This window comes from Caballeronia novacaledonica, from assembly GCF_900258035.1.
In the GTDB taxonomy this organism is placed as follows: domain Bacteria; phylum Pseudomonadota; class Gammaproteobacteria; order Burkholderiales; family Burkholderiaceae; genus Caballeronia; species Caballeronia novacaledonica.
Genome location: NZ_OGTP01000008.1, coordinates 61,982 through 77,582, shown reverse-complemented (window position 1 = coordinate 77,582; position 15,601 = coordinate 61,982). Strand labels below are relative to the sequence as shown.

The following is a 15,601-nucleotide window of genomic DNA, read 5'->3' as shown; positions in this document are numbered from 1 at the left end:
TTCAGGCGACGAGCCCGACCGGTTCGCGCACGCCCGGCGAAACCCAGCGGTTTTTTCCCGCGCGCTTGGCCTCGTAGAGCGCGTTGTCGGCGTCGCGCAGCACGCCGTCGAGTTCGTCGTGATCGTGGTCGAACATCGCGATGCCGATGCTCACGCCGATTTCGAGCGTCACGCCGCCGTCGGTGAGAAACGGCTTCGACAACTCGCGCACGATGACATCCGCCAGCGCCAGCGGATCGGCGTGCGGCGGCGTGACGATCACGAACTCGTCGCCGCCGAGCCGCGCGACCCGCGATCCTTCTCCCGACAGATGCCGCAAGCGCCGCGCGGCGAGCGCGAGCAGCGTGTCGCCGACTTCGTGGCCGTGGGCGTCGTTGACGGCCTTGAAGCCGTCGAGATCGAGATAGAGCAGGGCGGTGCCCGCGCGGTCGCGCGCATGGCCGGAATCGCGCGAACGCACGGCCTGGAACAGGCCCGCGCGATTCAGCAGGCCGGTCAGTTCGTCGTGGCGCGCGCGGCGGTCGTTTTCCTGCTCGGCTTTCATCGTCGAAACGAGCATGCCGTTCAGACGCCATGCGGCGGCGCTCATCGCGAAGAGATAGAAGGGAATTTGCAGCAGCGTGAGCCAGAGCGTCGGCTCGCCCGCCAGCACCGCGCCGATGCAGCACGGTCCGAGCGACAGAAAGATCATCACCGCGACGAGACGCGGCGCGCCGAAATTGCGGAAGCAGATGCCGCCGACCATCGCCGCCGCCGATAGAAACGAGAGCGTCGCGGCGATCCAGTCGCCCGACAGCACGGAGACGAGCGCGCCGTAGCCGACCGTCGCGCCCCACAGCGGCGCGAGCAGCACGTAGGTATCGGTCAGCGTGGATTTGCGCGCGCGCGCACGACGCCGTGCGACGACGAGCACGAAGAGCCGCAAGAGACACACGGCGATTTCGAGCGCGAGCCAGATGTGGAAGGCCGTCGTCGGATGCCGGCGATCCAGCACCCACGCGACAGCGGCCGTGTTCAGCACGCCGCCCGCGAAAATCGGCAGCGTGCCGAACAGGCTCCCGACGAGGGCGACACGAATCGCGCGGGGAATGTCGGCTCCCGCGTGCAGCAACCATGTCGCCGCACGTCCGCGCGGCAGGGTGAACACCTCAGTTTGTTGGTCCATGTTGGATTCCGGCGGCGGTCCGGCGGCTGAATCCTCGCGGGAAAGCCAGACCACACATCGGATAACGGTCGTTCGCGTCGGAACTTTAGGCATTCGGCGAAAGAGGGCCGGAGCGCAACCGCAATAACGACGGGCGATTTGCGGCATTGCAACATAAGACTAGGGGAAAACCCTTAAATTTGTTACAATGTCGCAAAGTTTTCAGGACCCGATCATGCGCCGCCGTTACGAAGTCATCGAAAAAGTCGCTTTTGCCCTGCTCACGCTGTCCGCCGTCATGGACGCGAGCTACATCACTTGGGAAAGCCACCCGAATTTCCGTGAAAACGTCACGGAAATGGTGAAGATGAGCTCGGAAATGTCGCTGGCGAATCCGGGCGTCGGCGATCAGTCGCCGCTCGTTCCGATGGCCTTCAACTAAGCGTCATTGCCCTTCGGCGCGACATTCGCCGCGCCTTCTGCTTCAACCCGCATACAGGTTATTCGGCCCGCCGCCGCCCGGCGCGCGCCGACTGCTTTATGCTGGCGGCTTCCCGTGCCGTCGCCGCCCAGCATGTCCTCCGCTCTCCATTCGAACGCCGTCTTCGGCGACCAGATTCGCAGCTTCGCCCGCGCGATGGGGCAAATCGTGCTCCAGCGCAATGCCGCGACCGGCGCGCTGCTGTTCCTCGCGGTCCTGTCCGCCAGCCCGCGCCTCGCGTGCGGCCTGCTGATCGGCACGCTGACGGGCAATGTCATCAGCGTGATCATCGACGATGACGACGCGCCCGCCTTTCGCGACGATCTCTACGGCTTCAACGGCGCGCTCGCCGCGCTCGCCGCATTCGCGTTCATCGGCGATGCGTCGCAGGCGACGGCCGTCGCGATCGTCGCGGCGATGTTCGCGACATTCCTCGCCAGCAAGCTCTCGCGCCTTCTCTCGCGCCATCGGTTGCCGATCTTTTCCAGTCCCGCGATCATCGTGACGTGGTGCTGGCTGCCGTTCTTTGCCGATCGCGGCGACACGGGCGCGATTCCGCAAGTCGCCGCCGGCTTCGTCCCGATGCTTCAGGCCGCATTCGCGGGTCTCGCGCCGATCACGTTCGCGACCGGCGCGCTCGCGGGCGCGTTGATCGCGGCGGGATTGTTCGCGTCGCGGCCATCGCAGGCGGGCTGGGCGCTCGCGGGCAGCGCGCTCGGCGCGACACTGCACGGACTCGGCGGCGCGAGCGATGCCGTCGTGCTCTCGGGCGCATGCGGCTTCAACGCGGCGCTTGCCGCGCTCGCAGCCGCGCCGCTCGGCAAACGCTATGCGATCATCGCGATCGTCGCGGCGGTGTTGATGGAGCGCGTGATCGATTGCATCGGCATCGCCGCATTGACCGCGCCGTTCGTGCTGGCGTCGTGGGCGGCGATCGCTTTGCAGCGGCGCTTGTCCCGAACATCGAAACAAGGAGATTCGCATGTCGTTCACCCACACGCCTGAGCGCAGGATCGCGGAAAGCGCGCCGCGCTCGGCCGCCGAACAGGCCACGCGCGTCGAACTTGCCGCCGCGTACCGGCTCGTCGCGCTCAACGGCTGGGACGATATCGTCTACACGCACATTTCCGCGAGCGTGCCGGGCGAGCCGGGGCGATTTCTGATCAATCCGTTCGGGCTTTCGTTCGATGAAGTCACGGCGTCGAATCTCGTGAAAATCGATATCGACGGCAACGTGATCGGCGAAAGCGCGCATCCGGTGAACGCGACGGGTTTCGCGCTGCACGGCGCGGTGCACGCCGCGCGGGAAGACGCGTTGTGCGTGATGCATCTGCACGTGCGCGAGGCGATTGCCGTCTCGGCGCAACCGCATGGCTTGCTGCCCGCATCGCAACACGCGATGCGCTTTCACGGCCATCTCGCGTATCACGACTACGAAGGCATCGCGTTTTCGCCGGCGGAAGGCGAACGCCTCGTCGCGAGTCTCGGCGCGCATCGCGCGATGCTGTTGCGCAATCACGGGCCGCTCACGCTCGGGCGCACTATCGCCGAGGCTTATGTGCTGATGGATATGCTCGTCAAGGCATGCGGTATTCAACTTCGCGCGCTCGCCGGCGTGAGCAAGATGATCGTGCCGACGCCGGACGTCGTCACGAACACGGCGGCGCAACTGCACGACGACGACGCCATCGAAGGCGCACTCGAATGGCCTGCGCTAGTGCGCAAGCTCGACCGCATCGATGCGTCGTATCGCGACTGAATTCAACTCACTGGAGATCGACGCAATGCCGACATTCAACATTCAACTGTTCGAAGGCCGCACGCAGGAAGAGAAGCGCAAGTTCGTCGAGGCGATCACGCGCACGACGTGCGAAACGCTCGGCTGCGAGCCGGGTTCGGTCGATATCATCTTGACCGACGTGAAGCGCGAGAACTGGGCGACGGCGGGCAAGCTCTGGTCGGAGCAGTGATCCGCCGCCGCTTGCCGCTTTACATCGATTGCTTCGCCGCTAAACGGAACTTGTGCAGCAGCGGTTCCGTATAACCGCTCGGTTGCGTGCGTCCTTCGAACACGAGCGCGCACGCGGCCTTGAAGGCGAACGAGCTGTCGAACGAGGGCGCCATCGGGCGATAGGTCGGATCGGCTTCGTTCTGCTTGTCGACGACGGCGGCCATGCGTTCGAGCGTCTGACGAACCTGCTCTTCCGTGACGATGCCGTGGCGCAGCCAGTTCGCAATGTGCTGGCTCGAAATGCGCAAGGTCGCGCGGTCTTCCATCAGGCCGACATCGTGAATGTCCGGCACCTTCGAGCAGCCGACGCCCGAATCGACCCAGCGCACGACATAACCGAGAATGCCCTGCGCGTTGTTCTCGATTTCGTTTTTTAAGTCTTCTTCCGACCACGTTGGCTTGTCGACGACGGGAATCGTCAGGAGGCCGTCGAGCAGTTCGTTCTTCTGGCTGTCGTAGTCGATGCTTTCGAGTTCCTGCTGGACCTGCTGCACATCGACCATGTGATAGTGCAGCGCGTGCAGCGTGGCCGCGGTGGGCGAGGGCACCCATGCGGTGTTCGCGCCGGCCTTCGGATGCGCGATCTTCTGTTCGAGCATCGCGTGCATGAGATCGGGCATCGCCCACATGCCCTTGCCGATCTGCGCGCGTCCGCGCAAGCCGGTGTTCAGCCCGACGAGCACGTTGTTGCGCTCATACGAGCCGATCCACTTCGACGACTTCATGTCGCCTTTGCGCATCATCGGGCCGGCTTCCATCGACGAATGCATTTCGTCGCCGGTGCGGTCGAGAAAGCCCGTGTTGATGAACGCGACCCGCGCGCCCGCCGCCGCGATGCACGCCTTGAGGTTGACGCTCGTGCGGCGCTCCTCGTCCATGATGCCCATCTTGATGGTGTGACGCGGCAGGCCGAGCAGGTCTTCGACGCGCGAGAAAAGCTCGTCCGCGAACGCCACTTCGGCGGGGCCGTGCATCTTCGGCTTCACGATATAGATGGAACCCGTGCGCGAGTTCATCTTGTTCTTCAGATCGTGCATGGCGCCGAGCGTGGTCATCACGGCGTCGAGGATGCCTTCGGGAATCTCGTTGCCGTCGTGGTCGAGCACGGCGGGGTTCGTCATCAGATGGCCGACGTTGCGCACGAACAGGAGCGAACGTCCGTGCAGCTTGAGGGTCGAGCCGTTCGGCGCGGTGTATTCGCGATCCGGGTTCATGCTGCGCGTGAAGGACTTGCCGTTCTTCGTCACCTGCTCGGCGAGATGGCCCTGCATCAGCCCGAGCCAGTTGCGATAGAGCTGCGTCTTGTCGGCGGCATCGACGGCGGCGACCGAATCCTCGCAGTCGATGATCGTGCTGACCGCCGCTTCCATCAGCACGTCCTTCACGTGCGCGGCATCCGTCTTGCCGATGGAGTTGCTCGCGTCGATCTGGATCTCGAAGTGCAGGTCGTTGTGCTTGAGCAGGATGGCGGCCGGTTCCTTCGGGTCGCCCTGATAGCCCGCGAACTGCTCGGCGTTGGCGAGGCCGCTCTTGCCGCCTTCCTTCAGCGTGACGACGAGCGCGCCCTGTTCGACGGCGTACTTCGTCGCGTCGGTGTGCGAGCCGTGCGCGAGGGGCGCGTTGTCGTCGAGGAACGCGCGCGCATACGCGATCACCTTCGCGCCGCGCTTCGGATTGAACTGCGCGGTGCGCTCGGCGCCGTCGCTTTCGTCGATGGCATCGGTGCCGTAGAGCGCATCGTAGAGGCTGCCCCAGCGCGCGTTGGCGGCGTTGAGCGCATAGCGCAGGTTCGAGAGCGGCACGACGAGTTGCGGGCCGGCCTGCTCGGCGATTTCGCGATCGACGTTGGCGGTGCTCGCCTGCACATGCGCGGGCGCGGACACGATATAGCCGATCTCTTCGAGAAACTTGCGATAGCCGCGCAGGTCGCGCACCGGACCGGGATTGCTGCGATGCCAGTTGTCGAGCTCGGTCTGGAGGCGGTCGCGCTCGGCGAGCAACGCGCGGTTCTTCGGCGCGAGATCGTGGACGATGGCATCGAATCCTTTCCAGAAGGACGCGCTGTCGACGCCGGTGCCGGGGATGGCTTCTTCATCGACGAACTTCGCGAGACTCGCGTCGACCTGCAGGCCGTGTTGTTTGATCATGTCGGTCATGGGCACTCCGGCTGAGTTTGCTGCTACGGGGGTTTGGGGAATGGGCTGATGCCTATGGTAGCGCGTCTTGGGGGAGGATCGAAGCGCGGGGGAGGTGCAAGCGGTGTGCCTGGAGTCGTCGTTGGAACAACTTGCTCCAATACCGCTAATTCGCGTCGCTCAACTCGGCGGCGAGTGACTCGAACTGTTTGCCAAGAGCGGGCAGGTCTTCACGAACCGTCACCCAGACGACACCGAAATCGATCTTATGGTAGCCATGCGAAAGCGCGTTGCGCATCTCGCACGCGGGACTGGAACGGCACTTCGGGATGCCGGGCGACGAAAGCAGGAAAATATCGACGGATATTTCGGCACGCTTCGCCGATGACTTCGATGTTGCGGATCACCGCGTCCTGCACCAGCTCGTCATCGCCGAAGGCTGCTTCGTCCAGTCCGTCGGTATAGCGCGCGATACGTCCGATCGCCGTAATGACGTGATCGACGTATTCGCGTAGCGTAAGCGCGTCCCGGCTCATACCGGAATGGCGCCTGCGATGATTGCATTGCGAGTTCGGTCGGGCAACGCACCCGGAGTCAGGACATCGGCAGTTACTCCGAGCAATTCTCGCAACTCGTGGCGAATAGCGCCAATGTCGAGAAGCGAGGTTCTCGGAGTCGGGTCGATGAGCAAGTCGAGGTCGCTCTCGTCGGTATCTTCTCCGCGAGCGACGGAACCAAAAACACGCGCGTTCGACGCATGATGCGCTTCGACGACGCGACGAATTTCCTCACGATGAGCTTGCAGGGCGGCGGACGGTTTCATGGCTTTTGCGCTTGGGCGTTGCAATGTAATGCACAGCCAAAATCAGGTTGCGAACCGAGTCTGGCATAGGGTTTTCGCCACCCGACATTCAATGCGGCACCGAACCATTCGCCCCGCAACAATGCTTGTACTTGCGCCCGCTGCCGCACGGGCACGGCTCGTTTCTCCCGACTTTTTCGCTTGTCCGCCGCATCGGCGCGGGCGCGTCCTGCAGCGCCCTTTCCTTGCGCCGCGCATCGAAATAGCGGTAGATAAGCGTCAGGCCCGCGATCATTTCCTGGATTATCGTGTCGCGATCTTCGAATGCTTCCGGATCGGTCCGAAGCTCGGGGTCGGGGTCGTCCTCGTGATAAAGCATCAATACCGGCAGCAACGATCCCATGTGCTCATCGTCGTCGAATAGCTCGCTCCAGCTTTCGCGGCGCATCTCGACGCCCGCCACGAAGCCCTCCGCCCATTCGTTGGCGTGAGCAACGCCGTCTTCTTCGTCGAGCGACAGCACGGGCAGATAGACAGCGTCTTCGTCCAGCGTGACTTCGAGTTCGTCAGCAATCGTGTTCCAGTGGCGAATCAGCAGTTGCAGCGTCTTCTCGGCGTCCTTGTCGCTCTCGATAGGAACGGCTCCGCCCAGCACCGCCATGAGCCATTCGTGCGGCGGGACCCGTTCGGGGCCGCAAATCAGCGCCGCGAAGAAGCCATCGACCATCTCGAGGGTCATCGCCTCATCGCCGAAAGAATCGAGCAGGGCTTCCAGGCGATCGAGTTCGCGTTCGCTCAGCGGTTTGTCAATGCGGTCTTTCATTCGTTTGCCCGATGGATGCGCGATTCGAAACCCGATTCGCCGCGGACCTCATTATACGAACCGGGGTCATCGAATGAACCCGGCTTGCGCAGCGTCGCACGCTACGCAAGCCGGAACGCGCCGCCAAAGGCCTTTAAAGCAGATCTTCGATCATCACCGGCAGCTTTCGCACGCGCACGCCCGTCGCGTGATACACCGCACCGGTGATCGCCGACGCGATGCCCGCCAGCCCGATCTCCGCGATACCGCGCGCGCCGAGTTCGTTGAACACGGTGTCGGGGTAATCGAGGAAGGTGACGTCCATTTTCGGCGTATCGGCGTTGGTCGCGATGACGTAATCCGCCAGGCTGCTGTTGACCGGCGCGCCGCTTCGCTCGTCGTAGACGGTGTGTTCGAAGAGCGCCATGCCGACACCCATCACGACCGCGCCTTCGATCTGATTGCGCCCCGCGCGCGGATTGAGGATCTTGCCCGCGTCGATCACCGTCACGACGCGGCTCACCCGCAAGCGCGCCGTCGACGGTTCCCAGGTCACTTCGGCGAAGTGCGCGCCGTACGAGTGGATCGACCACTTCTTTTTCAGCGGATCGTCGAAGCCGCCTTTCGCGCTTCCGCTGCCCGACGCCGCGTGCAGTTTCGCGGCCTCGAGAATGCGCGCATACGGCACGCCGCTTTCGGGCCGCTCGTTCTTGCGATGCACGTGGCCGCCGCTCATCGCGAGTTCTTCCGCCTTGGCGCCCGCGAACGGCATTCCCTCCGCTTTCGCGGCGCGCGCGAGCAGCGTCTTGATGGCCGCGCGCACGGCATCCGATACCGCCGGAATCACCGACGCCGTCGCCGCCGATCCGCCCGATACCGGACCGACCGGCAGCGACGTATCGCCGAGGCCGACTTCGATCTTGTCGAGCGGAATGCCCGTATGCTCCGCGACGAGTTGCGCGAGGATCGTGTACGTGCCCGTGCCGATATCCTGCGTGCCGCACGCGACGCGCGCGGTGCCGTCGGCACGCAGATCGACGGTCGCGTCCGCCGAAAAACGCAGCCCCGGCCAGCTGCACGCGCCGACGCCCCAGCCGAGCGTAAGACCGTCGCGCGTCATCGAGCCGACTTCCGGCGTGCGCTTCGACCAGCCGAACTTCTCCGCGCCCGTCTGCAGGCACTCGACGAAATGCCGCGACGAAAACGGCAGGCCGCTGCTTTCATCGACCTTCGGCTCGTTACGCAAGCGCAGTTCGACGGGATCGATATTCAACGCGACGGCCAGTTCGTCCATCGCCGATTCGAGCGCGAAGAGGCCGGGCACCGCGCCGGGTCCGCGCATCGCCGTGGGCGAGCCGACATGGCGTTTCACCGTGCCGCCCGTCACGCGCAGATTGGGCGTGCTGTACATCGACGGCGTCGCTTCGCCGCAGTCTTCCGTGTACTCGTCGGCGATGGCCGCGTGGTTCACGAAGTCGTGTTGCAGCGACACGAGCTTGCCGTCCGGCGTCGCCGCGAGCCGCACGCGCTGCTGCGTCGTCGGCCGATGCCCGACGTTCTGGAACATCATCTTGCGCGAGAGCACGAGCTTGACGGGCCGCTCCAGTTGACGCGTCGCGGCTGCGGCGAGCAGCGAATGCGGCCACATCCACAGCTTGCCGCCGAAGCCCGAGCCGAGATAACGCGAGATCACGCGCACTTTCTCTTTCGGCAGGCCGAGCATCTGCATCAGCGTGCCCTGATGATTGGTTACGGCCTGACTCGTCTCATAGAACGTGTAGCTCTCGCCGTTCCAGTGCGCGACGGTCGCATGCAACTCGATCGGGTTATGCGTTTCGACCGGCGTCACATAGCGTTCGTCGATCTGCACGGGCGCATCGCGAAAGGCCTTGTCGGGATCGCCGCGCTCGCTGTGCACGTCGAGTTCCTTGTCCGCATCGAGCGTCGCGCTCACGTCGTGCGGCGTCTTGTCGTAGCCGACCTTGATCGCGGCAGCCGCGGCGCTCGCCTCTTCGAACGTGTCCGCGACGACGAGCGCCACATATTGCCCGTAATAGCGAACGATGTCGTCTTCGAACGGCGGGCGATTCTCGTCGACGAAACCGGTATCGATCGAATTGCCGGCGATGCGATAGAAGCGGCCGATATTGCCGCGATGAAGAATCAGCTTCACGCCGGGCATGGCTTGCGCGGCGGCGAATTCGAGCGACGTGATCTTGCCGCTCGCGATGGTGGAGCCGACCGGCACGGCGTACAGCATGCCGGGCAGATCGACGTCGGAGGTGTAAGTCGCGCGGCCGCAAACCTTCAGCGGTCCGTCGATGCGCGACTGGGGCCGTCCGATGAACGCGGACGGTTTGATATCGGGCGCCGTGGACATTGAGCGATCCTCACGAAGTTTGCGTAGTGGCCAGCTTGAGCGTATGCACGATGCAGCGCTTCGACAGCTCGACCTTGAAGCCGTTCTCGCTTTGCGGCTTCGCATCGGCGAGCGCGGCATCGGCGGCGCGCCTGAAGGCGGCTTCGTCGGGCGCGGCGTCCTGCAACGCCTGTTCCGCCTCGCGCGACCGCCACGGCTTCGTGCCGACGCCGCCGAGCGCCACGCGCGCATGCGCGATGCGCCCGTCCTTCACGCCGATCACGACGCCCGCCGACGCCAGCGCGAACTCGTACGATGCGCGATCGCGCAGCTTGAGATAAGCCGAGCGCGCGCCTTCGACCGGCGGCGGCAACGTGACGTGCGTGATCAGATCGCCGGCATCGAGCACGTTTTCGCGATCGGGCGTGTCGCCGGGCACGAGGAAAAATTCATCGATGGGAATGGCGCGCGTGCCGCCCGTGCCTTCGACGTGAATCGTCGCTTCGAGCGCCTGCAGCGCCACGCACATGTCCGACGGATTGCTCGCGATGCACGATTCGCTCGTGCCGAGAATCGCCATCATGCGATTGAAGCCCTGGATCGCCGAGCAGCCGCTGCCGGGCTCGCGCTTGTTGCACGGCGACGTCGTGTCGCGGAAATACACGCAACGCGTGCGCTGGAGGATATTGCCGCCCGTGGTCGCCATGTTGCGCAACTGCGCGGACGCACCGGCGAGCACCGCCTGCGAGAGCACCGCGTAACGCTCGCGAATCAGCGGATGATGCGCGAGATCCGCGTTGCGCGAGGTCGCGCCGATACGCACGCCGCCGTCCTTCGTTTCCTCGATCTTGTCGAGCGGCAGGCGGCTGATATCGACAACGCGCATCGGCCGCTCGACGTTGAGCTTCATCAGGTCGAGCAGCGTCGTGCCGCCTGCGAGAAAGCGCACTTCCGCGCCTTGCTGCGCGGTGTGCGCGAGCGCGCCGGCATTGATCGCGTCGCGCATGTCGCGCGCGCGGGAGAGTTGGAACCTGTCCATGTCGCTCTCCTTATTTCGACGACGGCTTGTTCGCCCGCACCGACTGGATCGCGCTGACGATGTTCTGATACGCCCCGCAGCGGCACAGGTTGCCGCTCATCGCTTCGCGCACGTCGTCGTCGCTCGCGCCGATGGGCTCGTCGAGCAGCGCCACCGCCGACATCAACTGGCCGGCCGTGCAGTAGCCGCACTGATAACCGTCGCATTCGACGAACGCGGCCTGCAGCGGATGCAGCGCTTCCACTTCGCCGATGCCTTCGATCGTCGTGATGGTGTCGCCGTCGCAGGCAGCCGCGAAGCACAGACACGAGTTCACGCGGCGGCCGTTCACATGAACGGTGCACGCGCCGCATTGGCCGTGATCGCAGCCTTTTTTCGTGCCGGTCAGATGAAGATGCTCGCGCAATGCATCTAACAAGGTCGTGCGCGGATCGAGCGAAAGCGTCTGGCTGCTGCCGTTGACGGTGAACGTGAAAGTGGCGGTCGAGTCGTCTGTTTTGGCTTGCAGCGTCTTGTTGGGCGTATCGGCGTGCGTGGTTTTCGATTGGGGGATGTGACGTTGTGGCATCGGGCAATCTCCTGGAATTGTGCAGCACGGCGCTGCACGATGCGGCGATGAAGCGGCAGAACATGAGAGAGGCGAAGATGCGGCGAAGCGTGTCGGGCGCCGATGGCGCGAAGGAAGGGCGGCGAAAAAGGGTCTGTGCGGCGCGCGCAGGACCTTCGGGCGCCGGCGATGCGGCGAAAGACGACACTCAGCCAGTATAGGCACCTGACGCGAAACTTTCCCGATCGGAAGCCGGCGCGGGCCACGAGATGCTGCGGGCGCACGAAGCATGCCCGCAGCGGCGCACGCGCTTCAGTGCCCGAGCACGGCGCGGGCGAACAGCGACAGGAGGAACACGCCGACCGTCGTGAATACGACGAGCGCCACGAGGATCAGGATCAGGCGAAGAGTCATCTGCATCGTGTCGTTCCAAAAAAAATGGCCGCATGCGCGGCCGGAAGGAGGGGTGGGTCTGGTCAGTCTGCAGCGTAGGCGCGCTTTCTTAAATCAGACTTAAGCGAGCCGGACTTCCGTGCGGGCCGCCCATTCTCCTTCCTTTGCGAGCGCGGCGCAGCGGTCTTACCGCAGCGCTTCGCTGTAGCGGTCGCGCAGCGGGAAGATCGTCAAGAGCGCGACCGCGCTGCCGAAGATCACGTAGTAGCAGATCGAAAGCGGATCGCCGGTTGTCATCGTCAGCCATTGCACGATGGCCGGCGCGAAGCCGCCGAAGATCATCACCGCGACGTTGTAGCTCACCGAGATGCCCGTCGAACGTACGCTGGACGGCAGCAGTTCGGAGATGAACGCCGGATAGCAGCCCTGGAAGATGCCGAGGTACGTCATCAGAAGCGCCTGACAGACGATCAGCATCGGCAGGCTCGGATGCGCGGTGAGCACCGCGAAGATGGGATACGCCGTGACGAGCGACAGCGCGAGCGCGGTGGCCATCAGCTTCTTGCGGCCGACGCGGTCCGACAGCCGGCCGAAGATCGGGCAGCAGACGAGATACACCAGCGCGCCGATCGTCGAGCTGATGAGGCCGTCGGTCAGCGCCATGTGCAGCACGCGCGTGGCGTGCGTCGGCAGATACAGCAGGAAGATGTACGTGCCGATGGTGCCGAACACCGTCAGGCCGAAGCCCGCGAGCACGGGCATCCAGTGTTTCGTGGCGGTGTCGCGGATCGGGCGCGTGGTCAGTTCGTTCTTCTGCGCCTTCTCGACGAACACGGGCGATTCATCGAGCTTGGACCGCAGATACAGACCGACCGGCACGATCAACAGGCCGATCACGAACGGAACGCGCCAGCCCCAGCTATTCAGATGCTCGGGACTCAGCGTGCGCGTGAGCACCGCGCCGAAGAACGAGCCCGCGAGACTCGCCGCCGCTTGCGCGACCATCTGAAAGCTGCCGAAATAGCCGCGCTTGTTGGCGGGCGCGTATTCGACGAGGAACGCCGTCGCGCAGCCCACTTCGCCGCCCGCCGAGAAGCCCTGGATCAGGCGGCCGAGCAGCATCAGCAAGGGCGCGGCGACGCCGATCGCGGCATACGTCGGCGCGAACGCGATGATCGCGATGCCGACCGCCATCAGCGAAATGGTGAGCGTGAGCGCCGATTTACGCCCGACGCGGTCCGCGACCGCGCCCAGCACGATGCCGCCGAGCGGCCGCGTCAGAAAGCCGACGCCGAAGGTCGCCCAGGTCGCGAGCAAGGAAATGGTGGGATTGGTCGCGGGAAAGTACAGCTTGGCGATGATGACGGCGAAGAAGCCGTAGACCATGAAGTCGAACCATTCGAGCGCGTTGCCGATGGTCGATACCACGATGGCTCGTCGGCCGGACAGGTTGAGCGCGGCGCTCTGTTCGGCCGCGTGGGATGCGGGTAGTACGGTGCTCATCGAATGCACTCCGAGGCGTGGGGCGATTGATCAGGGGCGACGACATCCGCTTTTTTGTCGGCTCGGCGGGCTTAAGCGCGCGAGCCGCTGCAACACGCAAACATTACGCCGAGTTGAAATAAGAAAATATAGAATTTCTGAACTGACACTCAAGGAAACCTGATCGAACGATCCGGGGTTTCCCGTAGGCACGATGAGCAACATCCGCTTTTTGCGCACTTTCATTGCCGTCGCGCGCTACGGCTCCTTTGCCGCCGCCGCCGAGAAAGTCGCGCTCACGCAAGCCGCGGTGAGCATGCAGATGCAATCGCTCGAAGACGATCTGAAACGGCCGCTCTTCGATCGCGTCGGGCGCACCAACCGGTTGACGAGTATCGGCAAGCAGGTTTTGCCGCAGGCGGAGCGGATCGTCGCGCTGTACGACAGCATGCGTCTCACCGGCCTCGACGATGAAATCGCCGGATCGGTCGCCATCGGCGCGGTCGATTCGGCGATGGGCGCGCTCGCATCCGTCGTCACCGAACTGAAAGGCCAGTATCCGCGGCTCGATGTGCGGCTCTTCACCGGCAAGGCGCTCGCGCTCGCGCCGCAAGTGGAAGCGGGCGAGATCGACGCGGCGGTGATCGTCGAGATGGCGGGCAAGACGCCGGCGAGCCTCAACTGGACGCCGCTCTATTCGGAGCCGCTCGTGGCAATTGGCACGCCCGCGAGCGCGCCCGCCAGCGCCGCCGAGATGCTCGCGAGCCGGCCATTCTTGCGTTTCGATCGCGCGCAGCGCACCGGCGCGCTGATCGATCGCGCGCTGAAGCACAACCGGCTCGCGGTGAACGAGTTCCTCGAACTGAATTCGCTCGAAGTGATCGTCGAACTCGTGCGGCAGGATGCGGGTGTGTCGGTCGTGCCGCTGCTCGAATACGGCTCGTGGGCGAGCGATCCGGCATTGCGCGTGCTGCCGCTCGCGAAGAACACGCCGCGCCGCGTCGTCGGCATGCTGGAGCGCAAGATTCACGACCGCCACGCGGTGATGAGCGTCGTGCAGGAACGCATCCGCATGCGTTCGCAGGGCGCGTTTCCGTCGCGGGAAAGCTAAAGCTTTTCTTAAGTCACGGACAAAAAATATCAGCTTTCGCGATTATTTGCGGCCATCGACAATGCTGCGGGTCACTCAATCACACACGAGGCAAGCATGTCGATCATTCCCGAGATCGCCGCGTCGCGCGACGAGATTCAGGCCATTCGCCGCGATATTCACGCGCATCCCGAACTCTGCTACGAGGAAGCGCGCACGGCCGAACTGGTCGCGCAAACGCTCGCAAGCTGGGATATCGAAGTGACGCGCGGGCTCGGCAAGACGGGCGTCGTCGGCGTGTTGCGCAAAGGCGCGGGCAAGCGCGCGATCGGCCTGCGCGCCGACATGGACGCGCTGCCGATTCCCGAGCTGAACACGTTCGCGCATGCGTCGCGTCACGAGAACAAGATGCATGCGTGCGGCCACGACGGCCACACGGCGATGCTGCTCGGCGCCGCGCGATATCTCGCGCAGCATCGCGACTTCGACGGCACGGTCGTCTTCATCTTTCAGCCCGCAGAGGAAGGCGGCGGCGGCGCCAAGGCGATGATCGAAGACGGACTTTTCGAGCGCTTTCCCGTCGATGCCGTGTTCGCGCTGCACAACTGGCCGGGCATGGCGGCGGGCGAATTCGGCGCGCGCGTCGGTGCGACGCAGGCGTCGAGCAACGAGTTCGAGATTCGCATCGAAGGCGTGGGCGCGCATGCGGCGATTCCGCACGACGGCGTCGATCCCGTGTTCACCGCGTTGCAGATCGGCACGGGCTTGCAGAGCATCGTCACGCGCAACAAGCGGCCCATCGACGCCGCCGTGCTGTCGATCACGCGCATGCAGGCGGGTCACGCGATCAACGCGATCCCGGCCACCGCGACGCTGGCCGGCACCGTGCGCACGTTTTCCGTCGACGTGCTCGATCTGATCGAGACGCGCATGAGGGAGATCGTCGCGGCGACGGCGTCGGCTTATCGGTGCACGGCCGAAGTTAGTTTCGTACGCAACTATCCGCCGACGGTGAACACCGAAGCGGAAACGCAGTTCGCGCTCGGCGTGATGCGCGAAGTCGCCGGCGTGGACAAGGTCGAGACGAACATCGATCCGACGATGGGCGCCGAAGACTTCTCGTTCATGCTGCTGGAGCGGCCAGGCTGCTACGCGTATATCGGCAACGGGCGCGGCGAGCATCGCGATCACGGTCATGGAATCGGGCCGTGCATGCTGCACAACAGCAGCTACGATTTCAACGACGACGTGCTCACGCTCGGCTCGACATACTGGGTGCGCCTGGTCGAAGCGTTTCTCGCGCGTGCGTGAGGAGA

General features: G+C 64.5%; 16 protein-coding genes. 6 read left to right on the top strand and 10 right to left on the bottom strand.

Translation table 11 applies throughout. The features are described from left to right. Position 1: 1 nt before the first annotated feature. On the bottom strand, positions 2–1,165 hold the full coding sequence (locus NOV72_RS13915) for a GGDEF domain-containing protein (RefSeq protein WP_106855184.1): 1,164 nt from the start codon (positions 1,163–1,165) through the stop codon (positions 2–4). Positions 1,166–1,379: 214 nt separating this feature from the next. Between NOV72_RS13915 and NOV72_RS13910 the strand changes: the two genes are divergently transcribed. From NOV72_RS13910 to NOV72_RS13895, 4 genes are all read left to right on the top strand, one after another. Next, a complete protein-coding gene (locus NOV72_RS13910) occupies positions 1,380–1,586 on the top strand; it encodes a hypothetical protein (protein WP_106855334.1) in 207 nt (68 codons plus the stop codon). 132 nt (positions 1,587–1,718) lie between these two features. After that, positions 1,719–2,630, top strand: coding sequence for an urea transporter (locus NOV72_RS13905; protein WP_106855183.1), 912 nt, complete (start codon positions 1,719–1,721; stop codon positions 2,628–2,630). Next, positions 2,608–3,384, top strand: coding sequence for a class II aldolase/adducin family protein (locus NOV72_RS13900; RefSeq protein WP_106855182.1), 777 nt, complete (start codon positions 2,608–2,610; stop codon positions 3,382–3,384). The genes NOV72_RS13905 and NOV72_RS13900 overlap by 23 nt, the downstream gene beginning before the upstream one ends. Positions 3,385–3,409: 25 nt before the next feature. Continuing rightward, positions 3,410–3,595 carry a 4-oxalocrotonate tautomerase gene (locus tag NOV72_RS13895; RefSeq protein ID WP_041733945.1) on the top strand — a complete coding sequence of 62 codons (186 nt, stop codon included), beginning with the start codon at positions 3,410–3,412 and terminating at the stop codon, positions 3,593–3,595. Between the two features lie 19 nt (positions 3,596–3,614). On the opposite strand, the gene NOV72_RS13890 is transcribed toward NOV72_RS13895, so the two are convergent. The 9 genes from NOV72_RS13890 to NOV72_RS13855 form a co-directional block, all read right to left on the bottom strand. Beyond that, a complete protein-coding gene (locus NOV72_RS13890; protein ID WP_106855181.1) occupies positions 3,615–5,792 on the bottom strand; it encodes a malate synthase G in 2,178 nt (725 codons plus the stop codon). Between the two features lie 145 nt (positions 5,793–5,937). After that, positions 5,938–6,069 (bottom strand): HepT-like ribonuclease domain-containing protein, encoded by a 132-nt coding sequence (locus NOV72_RS33000; protein WP_281261812.1) that lies wholly within the window; start codon positions 6,067–6,069, stop codon positions 5,938–5,940. After that, positions 6,038–6,307, bottom strand: coding sequence for a HepT-like ribonuclease domain-containing protein (locus NOV72_RS13885; RefSeq protein ID WP_281261811.1), 270 nt, complete (start codon positions 6,305–6,307; stop codon positions 6,038–6,040). The genes NOV72_RS33000 and NOV72_RS13885 overlap by 32 nt, the downstream gene beginning before the upstream one ends. Next, positions 6,304–6,594, bottom strand: coding sequence for a nucleotidyltransferase family protein (locus tag NOV72_RS13880; RefSeq protein ID WP_106855180.1), 291 nt, complete (start codon positions 6,592–6,594; stop codon positions 6,304–6,306). The genes NOV72_RS13885 and NOV72_RS13880 overlap by 4 nt, the downstream gene beginning before the upstream one ends. Positions 6,595–6,682: 88 nt before the next feature. After that, positions 6,683–7,396: a UPF0149 family protein gene (locus tag NOV72_RS13875; RefSeq protein WP_106855179.1), complete on the bottom strand. Its 714-nt coding sequence runs from the start codon at positions 7,394–7,396 to the stop codon at positions 6,683–6,685. A 133-nt stretch (positions 7,397–7,529) separates the two neighbouring features. Next, positions 7,530–9,755 (bottom strand): xanthine dehydrogenase family protein molybdopterin-binding subunit, encoded by a 2,226-nt coding sequence (locus tag NOV72_RS13870; RefSeq protein WP_106855178.1) that lies wholly within the window; start codon positions 9,753–9,755, stop codon positions 7,530–7,532. Positions 9,756–9,765: 10 nt separating this feature from the next. Then, complete coding sequence (locus NOV72_RS13865) at positions 9,766–10,773, bottom strand: FAD binding domain-containing protein (RefSeq protein WP_106855177.1); 1,008 nt, start codon at positions 10,771–10,773, stop codon at positions 9,766–9,768. 10 nt (positions 10,774–10,783) lie between these two features. After that, positions 10,784–11,341, bottom strand: a complete 558-nt coding sequence (locus tag NOV72_RS13860) for a (2Fe-2S)-binding protein (protein ID WP_106855176.1) — start codon at positions 11,339–11,341, stop codon at positions 10,784–10,786. Positions 11,342–11,899: 558 nt separating this feature from the next. Next, entirely contained in the window at positions 11,900–13,216 is a 1,317-nt protein-coding gene (locus tag NOV72_RS13855; RefSeq protein ID WP_106855175.1) for an MFS transporter, read from the bottom strand. A 193-nt stretch (positions 13,217–13,409) separates the two neighbouring features. Between NOV72_RS13855 and NOV72_RS13850 the strand changes: the two genes are divergently transcribed. Next, the gene (locus NOV72_RS13850; RefSeq protein WP_106855174.1) at positions 13,410–14,306 is read left to right on the top strand and encodes a LysR substrate-binding domain-containing protein; all 897 of its coding nucleotides are present in this window, start codon (positions 13,410–13,412) and stop codon (positions 14,304–14,306) included. Positions 14,307–14,402: 96 nt separating this feature from the next. Beyond that, the gene (locus NOV72_RS13845) at positions 14,403–15,596 is read left to right on the top strand and encodes a M20 aminoacylase family protein (protein ID WP_106855173.1); all 1,194 of its coding nucleotides are present in this window, start codon (positions 14,403–14,405) and stop codon (positions 15,594–15,596) included. The last annotated feature ends 5 nt before the right edge of the window (positions 15,597–15,601 follow it).

Excerpts from the sequence above, each read along its gene's own strand:
- NOV72_RS13895 (WP_041733945.1), top strand. The coding sequence starts at position 3,410 with ATGCCGACATTCAACATTCAACTGTTCGAAGGCCGCACGCAGGAAGAG.
- NOV72_RS13910 (WP_106855334.1), top strand. The coding sequence starts at position 1,380 with ATGCGCCGCCGTTACGAAGTCATCGAAAAAGTCGCTTTTGCCCTGCTC.
- NOV72_RS33000 (WP_281261812.1), bottom strand. The coding sequence starts at position 6,069 with ATGCGCAACGCGCTTTCGCATGGCTACCATAAGATCGATTTCGGTGTC.
- NOV72_RS13865 (WP_106855177.1), bottom strand. The coding sequence starts at position 10,773 with ATGGACAGGTTCCAACTCTCCCGCGCGCGCGACATGCGCGACGCGATC.
- NOV72_RS13900 (WP_106855182.1), top strand. The coding sequence starts at position 2,608 with ATGTCGTTCACCCACACGCCTGAGCGCAGGATCGCGGAAAGCGCGCCG.
- NOV72_RS13870 (WP_106855178.1), bottom strand. The coding sequence starts at position 9,755 with ATGTCCACGGCGCCCGATATCAAACCGTCCGCGTTCATCGGACGGCCC.
- NOV72_RS13880 (WP_106855180.1), bottom strand. The coding sequence starts at position 6,594 with ATGAAACCGTCCGCCGCCCTGCAAGCTCATCGTGAGGAAATTCGTCGC.
- NOV72_RS13905 (WP_106855183.1), top strand. The coding sequence starts at position 1,719 with ATGTCCTCCGCTCTCCATTCGAACGCCGTCTTCGGCGACCAGATTCGC.
- NOV72_RS13845 (WP_106855173.1), top strand. The coding sequence starts at position 14,403 with ATGTCGATCATTCCCGAGATCGCCGCGTCGCGCGACGAGATTCAGGCC.
- NOV72_RS13885 (WP_281261811.1), bottom strand. The coding sequence starts at position 6,307 with ATGAGCCGGGACGCGCTTACGCTACGCGAATACGTCGATCACGTCATT.
- NOV72_RS13875 (WP_106855179.1), bottom strand. The coding sequence starts at position 7,396 with ATGAAAGACCGCATTGACAAACCGCTGAGCGAACGCGAACTCGATCGC.
- NOV72_RS13915 (WP_106855184.1), bottom strand. The coding sequence starts at position 1,165 with ATGGACCAACAAACTGAGGTGTTCACCCTGCCGCGCGGACGTGCGGCG.
- NOV72_RS13850 (WP_106855174.1), top strand. The coding sequence starts at position 13,410 with ATGAGCAACATCCGCTTTTTGCGCACTTTCATTGCCGTCGCGCGCTAC.
- NOV72_RS13890 (WP_106855181.1), bottom strand. The coding sequence starts at position 5,792 with ATGACCGACATGATCAAACAACACGGCCTGCAGGTCGACGCGAGTCTC.
- NOV72_RS13855 (WP_106855175.1), bottom strand. The coding sequence starts at position 13,216 with ATGAGCACCGTACTACCCGCATCCCACGCGGCCGAACAGAGCGCCGCG.
- NOV72_RS13860 (WP_106855176.1), bottom strand. The coding sequence starts at position 11,341 with ATGCCACAACGTCACATCCCCCAATCGAAAACCACGCACGCCGATACG.